Annotated in this window: 8 protein-coding genes; 1 reads left to right on the top strand and 7 read right to left on the bottom strand. The window is 61.6% G+C overall.

Annotated features, from left to right (window positions below; translation table 11 throughout):
• Window positions 1-5: 5 nt before the first annotated feature.
• From ACIPZF_RS08465 to ACIPZF_RS08435, 7 genes are all read right to left on the bottom strand, one after another.
• Window positions 6-3098 (bottom strand): multidrug efflux RND transporter permease subunit, encoded by a 3093-nt coding sequence (locus ACIPZF_RS08465; protein WP_400797625.1) that lies wholly within the window; start codon window positions 3096-3098, stop codon window positions 6-8.
• Entirely contained in the window at window positions 3095-4258 is a 1164-nt protein-coding gene (locus ACIPZF_RS08460; RefSeq protein ID WP_400797622.1) for an efflux RND transporter periplasmic adaptor subunit, read from the bottom strand. Before ACIPZF_RS08460 ends, ACIPZF_RS08465 begins: the two co-directional genes overlap by 4 nt.
• Before the next feature lie 232 nt (window positions 4259-4490).
• Window positions 4491-5225: a YkgJ family cysteine cluster protein gene (locus ACIPZF_RS08455; protein ID WP_400797619.1), complete on the bottom strand. Its 735-nt coding sequence runs from the start codon at window positions 5223-5225 to the stop codon at window positions 4491-4493.
• Entirely contained in the window at window positions 5222-5533 is a 312-nt protein-coding gene (locus tag ACIPZF_RS08450) for a hypothetical protein (protein ID WP_400797616.1), read from the bottom strand. The genes ACIPZF_RS08455 and ACIPZF_RS08450 overlap by 4 nt, the downstream gene beginning before the upstream one ends.
• 99 nt (window positions 5534-5632) lie before the next feature.
• Complete coding sequence (locus ACIPZF_RS08445; RefSeq protein ID WP_400797613.1) at window positions 5633-6532, bottom strand: chemotaxis protein; 900 nt, start codon at window positions 6530-6532, stop codon at window positions 5633-5635.
• Window positions 6533-6632: 100 nt separating this feature from the next.
• Complete coding sequence (locus ACIPZF_RS08440; RefSeq protein WP_400797611.1) at window positions 6633-8876, bottom strand: autotransporter outer membrane beta-barrel domain-containing protein; 2244 nt, start codon at window positions 8874-8876, stop codon at window positions 6633-6635.
• 125 nt (window positions 8877-9001) lie between these two features.
• Window positions 9002-11326 (bottom strand): autotransporter outer membrane beta-barrel domain-containing protein, encoded by a 2325-nt coding sequence (locus ACIPZF_RS08435; protein WP_400797609.1) that lies wholly within the window; start codon window positions 11324-11326, stop codon window positions 9002-9004.
• 521 nt (window positions 11327-11847) lie between these two features.
• On the opposite strand from ACIPZF_RS08435, the gene ACIPZF_RS08430 reads away from it, so the two are divergent.
• Window positions 11848-13914: a hypothetical protein gene (locus ACIPZF_RS08430; RefSeq protein ID WP_400797606.1), complete on the top strand. Its 2067-nt coding sequence runs from the start codon at window positions 11848-11850 to the stop codon at window positions 13912-13914.
• Window positions 13915-13952 lie beyond the last annotated feature (38 nt).

Below are 13952 nucleotides of genomic sequence, written 5' to 3'. Positions count from 1 at the left end.
TTGTCTCAGTGGGTACTTGGCGCGACCGCCGGGGCGGCCTGGCGGCGGTGGAACAGGCGCTCCAGGGCCAAGTATATGACCGGGGTGGTGAACAGCGTCAGGGCCTGGCTCACCAGCAGGCCACCGACCACGGCGATGCCCAGCGGCTGGCGCAGCTCGGCACCGGCGCCGAAGCCGAACATCAGCGGCACTGCGCCGAGCAGTGCGGCCAGGGTGGTCATGATGATCGGGCGGAAGCGCACCAGGCAGGCCTGGCGGATCGCCTGCTCGGGCGTCATGCCGTGGTGGCGCTGGGCTTCCAGGGCGAAGTCGATGAGCAGGATGCCGTTTTTCTTGACGATGCCGATCAGCAGCACGATGCCGATCAGACCCATGATGCTGAAGTCCTGGCCACTGGCCCAGAGCAGGATGACCGCGCCCAGGCCCGCGGAGGGCAGGGTGGAGATGATGGTCAGCGGGTGGACCAGGCTCTCGTAGAGCACGCCGAGGATGATGTACACCGCCACCAGTGCGGCGAGGATCAGCCACGGCTGGCTCGACAGCGAACTTTGGAACGCCTGCGCGGCGCCCTGGAAATTGCCGGCAATCGAGTCCGGCATGCCCAGTTCACGCTGGGTGCGTTCGAGGATCTGCACCGCATCGCCCAGGGCCACGCCGGGGGCCAGGTTGAACGACAGGTTGGCGGCCGGGAACAGGCCGTCATGGCTGATCGACAGCGGCCCGGTGCTGGGCGCGGCGACATGCGCCAGGGCCGACAGCGGCACCATGTCGTTGGTCAGTGGCGAGCGCAGGTAGAAGAAATTCAGGCTCTCGGCCTTGCCGCGTTGCTGGGCATCCAGTTCGAGGATCACCTTGTACTGGTTGGTCTCGGTCTGGAATTCGCTGATCTGCCGCTGACCGAAGGCGTCGTACAGCGCCTGGTCGACGTCGGTGGTGGTCAGGCCGAAGCGCGCCGCGGCCTGGCGGTCGATGTCGATGCGGGTGACGCTGGCGCCCAGTTGCAGGTCGTTGGACAAATCGCGGAACGCCGGGTTTTCGCGCAGGCGATCGGTCAGGCGCTGGGTCCACAGATTCAGAGCCACGCCGTCGTTGCTCTTGAGCACGTATTGGTACTGGGTGCGCGATGGCCCGGAGCTGAGGTTGATGTCCTGCCCGGCGCGCAGGTAAAGGACGATGCCTGGCACATGGGCAAGCTTGGCGCGCATCCGGTCTATCCATTCGCTGGCCGAGACATCGCGCTCGCCTTGCGGCTTGAGCGAAATCCAGAAGCGGCCGTTGGCGATGGTCTGGTTGCTGCCGGTGACCCCGACCGAGTGTGAATAAGCGCGCACTGCCGGGTCGTCACCGATGATCTTCGCCAACGCCAGATGCTTTTCGATCATCGACGGGTAGGAAACGTCCGCAGCGGCCTCGGTGGTGCCGAGGATGAAGCCGGTGTCTTGCAGCGGGAAGAAGCCTTTGGGGATGCCCATGTAGCCGGCCACGGCCAGCGCCAGGGTGATGCCGAACACGCCGAGGGTGATACGCCGGTGGGCCAGGGCGCGGTCCAGGCCTTTTTCGTACCAACCCACGAGGCGATGACCGAAGCCCCCTTCGTGGTCGCCAGGCGGGCGGCGCATGAACAGCGCCGCCAGGGTCGGGGCCAGGGTCAGCGACACGACGACCGAGATGAGGATGGTGGCGGTGGCGGTGAGGGCGAATTCCTTGAATAGCCGGCCGACCACGCCGCCCATGAACAGCAGCGGGATGAACGCGGCGATCAGCGAGAAGCTGATCGACACCACGGTGAAGCCAATCTCGCCGGCCCCCTTGAGCGCCGCAGTGCGGCTGTCGTCGCCGGCCTCCAGGTGGCGGTGGATGTTCTCCACCACGACGATGGCATCGTCGACCACAAAGCCAACGGCGATGACGATGGCCACCAGCGTCAGGTTGTTGAGGCTGAAGCCGAATACATACATCAGGGCGCAGGTGGCGATCAGCGAAACGCCCAGCACGCTGGATACGATGAACGTTGCCGACCACTGGCGCAGGAACAACGCCATGACCCCGATCACCAGCACCACGGCGATCATCAGGGTCAATTCAACCTCGTGCAGCGAGGCGCGGATGGTCTGAGTGCGGTCTTGCAGCACCGACACCTCGACCGAGGCCGGCAGCATCTCCTGCAGGCGCGGCAGGGCGTCGAGCACCCGATCCACGGTGTCGACGATGTTGGCGCCGGGTTGGCGGAAGATCACCAGGTTGAGGCCCGGCTGCTCGCCGGACCAGGCTTTTACATAGGCGTTTTCGGCGCCGTTGATGACCTTGGCCACGTCCTTCAGGTGCACCGGCGCGCCATCGCGGTAGCTGACGATCAGCTGCGCATAGTCTTCGGGGTGGAACAGCTGGTCGTTGGCGGCGATGGTCGACACGCTGTGCTCGCCATACAGCGCGCCCTTGGCCAGGTTCAGGCTGGTCTGCTGGATGGCCAGGCGCACGTCGGCCAGGGTCAGGCCGATGGCCGCGAGTTTTTCCGGCTGTGCCTGCACCCGAATGGCTGGGCGCAATTGCCCGGTGATGTTGATCAGGCCGACCCCGTCGATCTGGCTGAGCTGGCGCGCCAGCAGGGTTTCGGCGTAGTCGCTGAGTTCGTTGCCAGGCATCTGCGCGGAGCTGACCGTGAGGATCACCACCGGGCTGTCGGCCGGGTTGACCTTGCGCCAGGTCGGCGGGCTGGGCAGGTCCTGGGGCAAGCGCGCGGTGGCGGTGTTGATCGCCGCCTGGACTTCCTGGGCGGCGGTGTCGATGTTCTTGTCGAGGGTGAACTGCAGGATCAGGGTGGTCGAGCCCAGCGCACTGCTGCTGGTCATCTGGGTCATGCCGGGGATGGCGCTGAACTGCACTTCCAGGGGCGTGGCCACCGATGAAGCCATGGTCTCGGGGCTGGCACCGGGCAGTTGGGCGGTAACCTGGATGGTCGGGAAGTCCGCTTCGGGCAGTGGCGCGACGGGCAGGCGCGGGAAGGCGATGGCCCCCAGCAGCACCAGGGCGAAGGTCAGCAGCAGGGTGGCGATGGGGTGGTCGATGCACCAGGCCGAGACGCCATTGCGGCTGTTCATGGCTGGCTCCTGCGGTCAGCCATTTCGGCAGGCGCGGGCGCGTCCGGTGTGATCTCGACCCGCGAGCCGGGCTTGAGGCGCGACTGGCCATCGAGCACCAGCTGGTCACCGGCCTTGACCCCGGCGACGATGTTCAGCGTGCTGTCCTGGTACAGCACCTTGACCGGCACGCTGGTGACCTTGTCGCCGTCGAGGCGGTAGACGAAGTGGCCATCGATGCTGCGCTGCACCACGGTGGGTGGCACTACCAGGGCGTTCTCGTCCATGGCCGTGCGCAGGCGCACGGTGACCAGCTGCCCCGGCCACAGGCGGCCGTCCTTGTTGTCGAACTCGGCCTTGACCCGCACCGTGCCGGTGTTGGTCGAAACCTGGTTGTCGATCAGCGCCAGGCGGCCTTCGCCCAACAGGTTGCGTTCGCCATCGGCGTCCATGAAGGCCTGCACCAGTGCTGGCTTCGGTGCTTTGAGCAGACCTTGCAGGGTCGGCAGCATCTGTTGCGGCAGCGAGAACTCCACGGCAATCGGGTCGATCTGGGTGACGCTGAACAGGCCCTGGCTGTCGCTGGTGCGCACCAGATTGCCGGGGTCGACATTGCGGATGCCGACACGCCCGGTGACCGGCGAGCGAATTTGCGTGTAGGACAGCTGCACTTCGGCGTTGGCGATGGCGGCCTGGTTGCCCTTGACCGTGGCCTGCAGCTGGTTGACCAGCGCCTGTTGCTGGTCGAGGGTCTGCTTGGATACGCCGTTATCGCTGCTGAGCAGGCGGTAGCGCTTGAGGTCGACACCGGCTACCTGGATCTGTGCCTGGCTCTGGCCGAGTTGGGCGCGGGCCTGGTCGAGGCTGGCGCGAATGCTGCGGTCGTCCAGGGTGGCAAGCAGATCGCCCTGCTTGACCCACTGGCCTTCCTTGACGAGTACTTGGGTCAGTATGCCTTCCACTTGCGGCCGTACCTCGACGCTGTGCAGTGACAGCACCGAGCCGATGGCACTGGCGAAGCGCGGTACGTCCTGTTGGGCGACGCTGACCACACGTACTGGGATAGCGGTTTGGGCGTGGGCAGTGGGGGCTTCGTGACGTTGGCCGTACCAGATGCCCAGGGCCACCAGGGCGAACAGTGCCAGGCTGGCGAGAATGAGAGAGCGGGAAGGACGTCGCATCGGGGCGGGGACCTTGGCCAATGGATGAAAATTGCGGGACAGTACTCAAGCTTATAGCCCCCGAACCGGGTCGGCAGCGTGACCGCTGGCTGACAGCGCTGACAGTTTAGTGCTGATTCAGTGCCGGCCTCTTCGCGGGGCAAGCCCGCTCCCACAGGTACAGCGCCGCTTGCTGGTACAGCGGTGAATCCGTGGGAGCGGGCTTGCCCCGCGAAGAGGCCGGTACTGACTATCAAAAACCGATGAAGGCGTAGTAGGTCGGCGCTTCGCTTGTCAACTGAAGACCAAGCGCCCGTAGCTTCACTGTCAGATCATCATCCTCGACGTGCAGGCTCCACGAACCTTGCTGCCCGTCCGCCAGGTGCGCCAGCGCCGCGGCAAACGCCGTCATCTCCGGCAAGTACGCTGTAAATCCATTACCCTTCAACGCACTGGTCGTCATCCCCAACGCCTGGCACACGGCGACCTTGGCAGCGATGTCGTCGCGGTCGGCCTGGCGCGAAGCTTGGACTAGAGCGGCCAATTGCGGGTCGACTGGCAATTGGCCGTGAATCAGCTCAGGCCCTTGCTCCCAGGCCTCTGGCGGACAATCCTTGTTTTCTGGCCGCAGCGGGATATGCGGGTTGATTTCCACCGGGTAGATGCGACAGACCAGAGGCCGAGTCTCATAGATGGTGCACAGATCATTGTCGTCGAGGTTACGGCAACGCCCAGGGTTGAATGCGGCGAAGGTCACCGAAACGCGCATTTCGCTGGCCCCGCATGGCACCGGGTAGGAGCGCCGCAGGACATGTTCACGCTGGTCCGCCGGCATCCCCGGCCCATCCACCACGAAAGCCTCGATAAGCACCACCACCTGGCCGCCGGAGTGTGCCCAGCGGCGCGACTCGTCCAGCGTCAGCGGTACATGGTGGCCGGTGCAGCATTTTCCGCAGCCGGTACAGGCAAAACGCAGGCTATCGGTCACTTGGCGTCAGGGTTCCATTCGCTGACGAAGGCGCGCTGCTGCTGGCGGTCGTACAGGCACAGCTCGGTGCCGGTGCGTTGCTGCATGTGCTTTTGCGGGTAGACCCCTTCGACGACCAGGGCGCTGAAGCCAACCTGGTCATCGAATTCCGCGGGCTTGCCGCGGGCGTGGGCATCCTTGAACTGGCTGGCGGCCAGGCAGGCCTTGAGCATCTGCTGGCGTTGTTCGTTCCAGGCCTGGCTGCTGGAGGCCTGGGCAGCGCCGCTGAAGGCGGCGCAGGCAATCAGGAGAAAGCTGAAAAGCTTCATGCGCAAATTCCGGAAAAGCTTTTAAGGGGCGCGAATTATGCCCCAGTCATCCCCGGCGACAAGCCAGGGAGTTTGTCGCTGAATATATCAGCTTGGCCGTCAATGCTCGGCAAACACCGCAGTGCGCGCCGCCACCACCAGGCAGTCGGTCAGCTCGGGCGACGAGAATTTGGTGAGGATGGCATTGGCTCCTGCCAACCGGGCCTTCTCGGCACTCATGGCGCTATCCAGCGAGGTGTGCAGCAGCACATACAGGTGCTGGAAATCCGGCGTTTCGCGCAGGGTACGGGTAAAGGCATAACCGTCCATTTCCGACATCTCGATGTCGGAGACGATGAGGTTGATTTCCTGCGCGGTGCCCTGCAGTTCCAGCAGCACGTTGATCGCATCCTTGGCACTGCGCGCGGTGTGGCACTCGATACCGAGGTTGCGCAGGGTGTGCACCGACTGCTGCAGCGCCACCTGGCTGTCATCGACCACCAGGATGTTGGCTGCGGCCAGCAGGCTGGCATCCTCTTCGCTCAACACACCGGGGGCCGAATCAGGCTCGGGCGGGGCGATGGCGTGGATGACCTTCTCGATGTCCAGTACCTGCACAAGGGTGTTGTCCACCCGGGTCACACCGGTGATGAACGAGCGGTTGCCGGAACCAAAGGGCGGCGGCTTGATGTCGGTGCTCAGGCAATGAACGATGCGGCTCACCGCCTGCACCTGCAGGCCTTGGCGCGAACGGCTGATCTCGGTGACGATCAGGCAGCCACCGTCGGGGTCGGCCAGGGGGCGTTCACCGATGGCGCGGGACAGGTCGATCACCGAAAGTGGGTTACCGCGCAAGGTCGCCACGCCTTTCACGTGCGGGTGCGACTCGGGCAGCCGGGTCAGTGGCGGGCAGGGGATGATCTCGCTGACTTTGAGCAGGTTGATTGCCATCAGCTTGCCGCTGCGCAGGGTGAACAGCAGCAGGGATAGCGAGTCCGCGCGGGCATTGTGCGTGGCCATTGGCGACCTTCAGGTAAGTTTGCAATAGGGGGATGCCGGGTTATCGGCCCGGTATGGCTGAGCTTTAGGCAGAAAGAAGGGGCCTCGCGGCCCCTGCAGATCAGAAGTTGTAACGGACACCCAGGTTAACTCCCCATGGTTGTTCGATATTCTTGCCTTTCATGAAGTCGAAGCCGGCCTGTACCTGCACCCTGTCGGTCACCTGCGCCGCTACACCGGCGCCCAGTTCGATGCGGCTGCCGCTCAGGTCATTGTCAAACTTGTTGTTGTTGACCTTCACTTGGTTGTTGCGCGCGAACTCATGCGCTGCCGCCACTTTCACGTAAGGCTGCACGAAGCCACCATCACGTAGCGGGAAGGTACGGCCCACATGGCTGCCGACCTTGCCCAGCAGCGAGTCGGCAGTGCTGGCGCTGGCACGCATGCCGTTGTCCAGCTCGTAGCTGGCACCGTCGACCCACAGCGTCGACACCTGGGCATAAGGTTCGACGAACCAGCCATCGTCCAGCTTGATATGCTTGCCCACTTCGACGGTGGCGCCGATGCCGTTGTTGCTGTAGTCGCCTTTGGCCTTGCGACCATCGCTCATGCGCACGTCCGATTTGTTCTGGAAGCGGTTGGCCTTGATCAGCGCATCGATGTACAGACCGTCGTCCGCCAGCCATGTGGTGTAGGCACCCACGTAGAAGCTGTCGACCTTGCCGGAGGTACCACCGGTCAGGTCCAGGTCAGAGCGGCTGTAACCGCCCATCACACCCACCAGCCACTGGCCATTGCTGGTCGGCAGAGGCGCATCGGCACCAAAGGCGATGCCTTGTTGCACCTGGTCATACGCGGCGCCGGCACCGGCCTCCACCTTGTACTTGTTGCCATGGGTGCGCACCCAGCCACCGCCTTTTTCCTGGCCGTTGCGCAGTTCGCCCATGCGCGAGCGCAGGGTGGTCGATTCGCCGTACCACACGGTGGGCGCGGCGCTGAACAGGCCGGTGACGGATCGGGTGCCCGGGGTGGTGGTGTCACCCTTGCGTACCAGGAACCAGTCGTCGCCCTGTTGTTCCAGCTCATAGGCGAAAGTACCGAAGTCCACCTGGCCGCCGATCAGGCCAAATTGCGAGGTGCTGCCTTCACCGGTGTGTACCACTTGGTGGGCAGTGACTTCAGCGCTGGGGTCGGTACCGGTGTTTTCTACCAGCAGTTTGTGCTCGCCGCTGGCCGTGCCGGTGACGTCGAGGAAGTCGCCTTGCTGGTTGGCAAGGTCAGTGCCGAGCATGAAGGTACCGTTGCCGGACAACTCGCCCAGTTGCAGGCGGTTGAAGCTGCTATTGCCGTCCGTACCGCGCAGGTCCACCGTGCCGCCGTTCAAGGCCAGGCTGCCGACCGTGGAGTCGCGGGTCATGGTCCACAGGGAACTGCCGTCTATTGCCATGTTGCTGGCATTGGTGATGGTGCCGGTAAGGCTGGCCTGGTTGGCCAGGGCAAGGTTCAGGGTCGAGCCTTCATTTGCCACGATATCGCCTTCGAGCTGGCTCGCGTTGACCGATACATTAGCCCCGGTCATTTCATCCAGTTCAAGAATTACACCGTTACCACCGAGCAAGGTTGTGCCATTGTTGATCTCGATGGTTACCGGAGTTTCGGCACGGGTGCCGTTGAATACCCTGATAGCACTGCCTTCGCCACCGCTGACCGATGACTGATCGAGCACTAGATGTGACTTCTGCGTTGGGCCGTCTTGCAGGCTGGAGCTGAAGATCACGACACCATTGTTATCGCCCACTATTTGGCTACCTTCACGAATCGAGACCGTTGCGCCAGCGACCACAACCCCGACGCCTCCGGTAATGACGTCGGCTCCAGGCGCTCCAGCCAGCCCTTCGACACGGGTGTTGGCCAGGTCGAGTAAGCCATTGCCGGTGACATTGATACCGCGTCCAACACCCGATACGAAACTGTTGCTGATGCGGGCGCTGGAGGGGTCCTCGATACCGTGAATGTGCACGCCGAAGGCTTGAGCAAGGGGGCGTGACGGATCTGCTACGGCAATGATGGAACTGCCGTCGATGACGCCGTGGCTGTTTCTCAAGCGCAGACCAATGCCCGTGGCATTCAGGCTGGCACCGCTCATGTTCACCGTCGAGTGCTCTGTATCGATTTGATTAGTCACAGCACCATTGTGAACATTGAGGGTTGCATCGGCACCTAACTTGTATCCGCGCATCGGGTCCCCGGGCCTGACGTCGACCGTTTCACCCGGAGGGACGATCAAATCCTCGGCCATGGTTGGAATGGCTACCAGGGGTAAAGTAGCCAGTGCCAGATACAAAGGGGCGTGCTTATGTTTCATGATCAGTTCTCGTCCAAAAAAGGAAGCGAGATTTCATAGGAAACAAGCACCACTATCTGTAGGAATAACCCCTGCTTGCGTAGGAAAAGCCTGATAGATTCACCCCAGCCCTACTCGGCCATCCACTACCAGGCATAACGTATGCCGACGTTGGCTCCCCAGGGCTGAGTGATGTTCTGGCCATCGCTGTAGAGGAAATCAGCATACCCCTGTAGCGCTTCAGTCATCTGCAGCGCGACACCGACGCCCAACTCGCCCCGCCCGCCGGAAAGATCACTCTGGAACTCTGTGTTATTGACTTTCACAGTATTGTTACGCGCAAACTCCTGTACCGCCGCCACCTTCACATAGGGTTGCACGAACCCACCCGAGGGCAGCGCAATGGTACGGCCGACATGGGTGCCAAGTTTGGCCAGCAGCGAGTCGGCTCTGTTACTGCTAACCTGCATGCCGTTATCCAGCTCATAGTGTTTGCCGTCTGCCCACAGGGCGGCCACCTGGGCATAAGGCTCGATGAACCAGCCGTTGTCGAACTGGATATGCCGGCCAGCTTCCACCGAACCGCCGATACCAAAGTTGTCGTAGTCGCCCTTGGCCTTCTCGCCGTCGTTCATGCGTACATCCGCCTTGTTGCTAAAACGGTTGGCCTTGAGTACTGCATCGAGGTAGTAGCCGTCATTGTTCAGCCAGGTGCTGTAGAGGCCGAGGTAGTAGCTGTTGACGCGGCCATTGCTGCCCAGACGCATGTTCAACTGTGAGTCGCTATAGCCCCCCATCACCCCCACCAGCCACTGACCATCCTCGGCCGGTAGCGGTGTATCCACGCCGAACGAAACGCCATACTGGGTCTGCTGGTAGTTGACCTGATCGGTGGCCGAAACTTCGAACTTGTTGCCGTAGGTGCGTACCCAGGTTCCACCCTGGCCACGCCCACCCCGTAGCTCACCCATGCGGCTGCGCAGGCTGCTCAGTTCGCCATACCAGACGGTCGGGGCGGCGCTGAATACGGCAATGGCGGTTTGTGCGCTGGGCGAAATGATTGGCGTATCGGCGTTCTGCACCAGGTACCAGTCAGTGTCACGTTGCTCCAGGTGATAGGAGAAGGTTCCGACATCCACCAGGCCGTTCTTGTTCAGCACAGTGAACTGCCCCGCGCCGCCACCGGTGTGTACAACGCGCAGCGCGTAATCCTCTTCCAACGGGTCAACGCCAGTGTTCTGCACGCTCAGGCCGTAGTTCCCCTCCACTTGCCCCTCGATGTTCACCTTGTCACTGATGTGCCCGGCCAGGTCGGTGCCCAGCCGGAAGCTGCCAGTGCCGCTCATGCTGCTGGCGATCAGGTTGTGGAAGGTGCCGTCGCCCGCGCGCATATCGATGGTGCCGCCGTTGAGCGAAAGCGCTCCCACTGTCGAGTCCCCGACCATGGCAAAGGTCGAAGTGGCATCGATGCTCATGCTGTTGACGTCGTGCACGGTACCGAGCAGGCGTGAACCCTTAGCCAGGCTCAACGTCTCGACGGATCGTGCATCACCGGTCATTTGACTTTGATCAAGGCTGAGGCTGGCGACGTTGTTCACCGAGCCGTTGAGTTGGGACGCATTGTTCAACGTCACCGCCGTCTGGTTGCCCGGGGCAGAATTCACATCGCCGTTTATCCGGCTGGCGTCGAGGCTGAGGCTGGCGAGGTTGTTGAGGTTGCCGGTGAACACCGAGCCTGCCGCGAGTGTTGCGGTAGCGGTGGAGCCGCTAGGCTCGTTGAGTGTGCCGTTGACCGTGCTGGCGTTCATCGACAGGCTTCTGAGGTTGTCCAACGTACCGGTCAGCGAGGCGCCTTGGACCATCGTCAGGTCGGCGATAGCGCCGTTGGCGGCCAGGATGTTGCCCGACAGGCTACTGGCATCGATGGTGATCGAGGCCTGCGCAACTGCGTCGACGGGGTCGCCCGGCAATCCAATTTCAATCAGGGTCTGGTTGGCCGCGGAAATTGTCGAACCATTGCCAATCGAGATTACTGCCGTAACGGGAAGTGTGCCGAAGTTGCTGACCACGATGCCACTGCCTTCCTGCGAAGTCAGGCTGGCATTGTCCAGTACCAGGCGCGGTGCTGGGCTATCGAGCGCGTCGACGAAAACTCCCACGGCGTGGTTGCTGCCCGTGACGCTACTGTTGCGCACTACCGCTTCACCGCCGACCAATGAGATGCCCAGGCCACTGCTGGCGACGGAGGCGCCGACGCTGCCGCTTGCGGCTACCTGAGAGTTTTCGAGGGTGATACCGCTGCGACTGGAGACGTTAATTCCTCTACCAATTCCGGTAATGCGGCTGTTGGTGAGCGTGACTGTTGATGCAGTTTCTGTGCTGCCGATAGGTTTTATGAGCGAAAGGCCGGCATTGCTGGCCGAAGTAATCGTAGTGTCGCTGATGATGCCTTCGGACTGCGAGAGATTCACCCCTATCTGAGATCCACCGGTGACTGTTGCGCCATTCAGTCGTACGACGGAGCGTGCTTGTGCCCTGATCCCTAACGACTCCCCGCCAGGCAACACGTCCAGTTGCGCGTTGTTCAGTACCCATGTCTGCGCAGATTCTCCAGGGCTCACCGTTGCACTGGCGCCTGGCGGCAAGTTAGCGGCAACAGCCTGGCCGATCAAAGAGGCAAACAACAAGCCTGAACTGACAGGCAACGCGATAAGTTTGATCGTACGCTGGCGTGGCATCGGCAATGGCTCCTGCAGTTGCTCCGGGTAATGACTTTTCCATAAACGCAACGATCACTATACGGACTTTAGCAGGAGGCGCACCTGACAAAAATGCTAGGTTACAGCAATTGCCAACAGGCCTAAATTGACATGGCAGCTAAACATGCATCGAACACTCGATGTCTGGCGAGCAGCCATCTCAGGCCCGGCATGGCGGTGCTAAAGCTGGCGTGCTCACTCGTCTGGATGACAATATTTTGAGGAATAGTTAGATGGACATACTTACGCTACCGCCATTCACAGTGACCGGCCGCCATACGGAGCGAAATTTCATTCCCATTGAGCTTCTGACGGACAGGCTCGAAGTTGTCATTGACCTTACCGATCCTACCGTAGTACTTAGGCCAGGATCGACACTTCAACTTCTGTGGAATGATGCTCCTATTGGCGCGCTTGTGACCATCAATGATGTCACGCAACGAATCTATACGCTCTTCTTTGAAACTGCTGATTTCCCGCCCCATGATCCCAATCCTGTTGTGGGCTCGGACGTTACAGGGACATTGGATTACGTCCTTGTTGATGGTCAGAACTTCGATGAATCTTATTCTATAGCGCCTCTTCAAGTGCGATTCGACCGCCGGCGGCCGGGCGGCACCGTGTTGCCACCCGTTGCTCTTACCCCAGAGCAGCAGGTCAGGATCACCGAGGACGATCTGGTCGGTGGTCAACTGCCACTGGCAATCGGGGCGTATGCGCGTATCGAACTCTTCGACAACCCGCAGATCTGGATTGGGACCGACCCCGCGGATTTGACTTCGGGCAACTGGATCGCGGACACAGATCAGCGCGTTACCGACGTGGATCTAGGGGCTGTCATCAATGCCCCGCGCAGCGCACTGGAGGCGGCAGGTGATGGTCCGCGCTACATCAGGTACCGCGTCTTCGACGAATCCGGCAACCTTAGCGTTATCTCCCAGCCGGTGGAGGTCAACGTTGGTCTGCAGACGGTCGAGATACTTCCGCCGGTGGTACCGGAGGCCGCCGATGGTCTTGTCACCTATTCCGATGCCAACGCGGCTGTGCAGGTCAACATTCTGCGCTACGCCAATGCGGCACCTGCGATTGCGGGGGACATCTTTGAACTGCAGTGGGGAGGGCAGCGGTTTACCCATACCGTAGTCGCAGGCCAAGAAGGCAACGATCCACTGTGGACGTTCGATGTACCTCTGGCATCCGTCAGGGCGCAAGGCAATGGTGCGGTCGTGGTCAGTTGGCTGATGCGGCGTAATAATGTGCCCACGCTTCCTGCTCAGGTTACTGTCCAGGTTGATCTTAGGACGCCAGGCGGCGAGGACCTGACCCCGGGAGATCCAGTACATAGCAATCTTCGTCCGCCTGTATTTGTATGTAACGGGGGGCCGGATAATACTGTCAGAGCTGCGGATTATGGCCAGGATGGTACGGTCACCGTTCCGCATTTGGGAGCAACCGATAATGCTGTGATCTGGCAGGCTGGCGACAGGGTTCAGCTGCACTGGCAGTCGATTGCCGACCCTGAGGTCAGAATGCCCCCGAGAGACATCCTGGTGGGTGGCGAGAATGCTGACATCACCGACTACGGGGTTCCTTTCGACACCGTCATCGGTGTGACGGGCGTCGGCACCTTCGAGTTGTGGTATACCGTGACCCGAACGCTTCTCGCTGGCCCGCCCGCGGTCACTGAGACCTCGGAATCACCTCGTGTGAGGGTTGTGGTAGCTTCTGGTGCCTCCTTGCCTGGCGGTGGCACGCTCGCACACGTGCGAGTCCCCCGTTGCGATACCGGAGACGCTGATGATGAGCTCGGTGAACGCAATAACAATATGATTACCCGCAGGATGATGCAGCCGGGCCCACTGAGTGGGCGCTTGCCAGTCCCTGCACCACAGCCAACCACGGTCGTGTTCCGTATTCCGCTGGCCGGCGTCAGTAATATCGAACTGGCTAGCAACCCTAGATACTACTACGATTTTGTCGGTTACACCCTCGATCCGGCAGATACCACCATTGTCCATCCCACTTCCCCGACGGATACGCCCACTGTAGGGCTCGGCGCAGTTATTGAAGGGTCGAGGGTACAAGTGCCAGTGGCAGCGGCTATCCCGTTGACACCAAATGATTTGAGTCGGGGCTTTATCGATGTGCCGGTGCCTTATGCGAACCGAATTAACCTAATCTGCACAGGTTTTGCCTCGATCGATTATGGGTTGATCACGGATGTCGGCGCCACTGATGCCGAAAGACGCTGGATCTACTGCGCGGTGAACATAGCCGGGGGTGTATGCCCGATCAACTGAATCATATCCATGACAGAGGTAACTGACCCCGAATTGAC

It is taken from the genome of Pseudomonas sp. NPDC089752 (genome assembly GCF_044748725.1).
Lineage (GTDB): Bacteria > Pseudomonadota > Gammaproteobacteria > Pseudomonadales > Pseudomonadaceae > Aquipseudomonas.
The sequence above is the reverse complement of the archived record's forward strand: the minus strand, read 5'-3'. Positions and strand labels throughout refer to the sequence as shown.

Coding starts and splice junctions, on each gene's coding strand:
- ACIPZF_RS08440 (WP_400797611.1), bottom strand. CDS start 8,876: ATGAAACATAAGCACGCCCCTTTGTATCTGGCACTGGCTACTTTACCC.
- ACIPZF_RS08445 (WP_400797613.1), bottom strand. CDS start 6,532: ATGGCCACGCACAATGCCCGCGCGGACTCGCTATCCCTGCTGCTGTTC.
- ACIPZF_RS08460 (WP_400797622.1), bottom strand. CDS start 4,258: ATGCGACGTCCTTCCCGCTCTCTCATTCTCGCCAGCCTGGCACTGTTC.
- ACIPZF_RS08430 (WP_400797606.1), top strand. CDS start 11,848: ATGGACATACTTACGCTACCGCCATTCACAGTGACCGGCCGCCATACG.
- ACIPZF_RS08450 (WP_400797616.1), bottom strand. CDS start 5,533: ATGAAGCTTTTCAGCTTTCTCCTGATTGCCTGCGCCGCCTTCAGCGGC.
- ACIPZF_RS08465 (WP_400797625.1), bottom strand. CDS start 3,098: ATGAACAGCCGCAATGGCGTCTCGGCCTGGTGCATCGACCACCCCATC.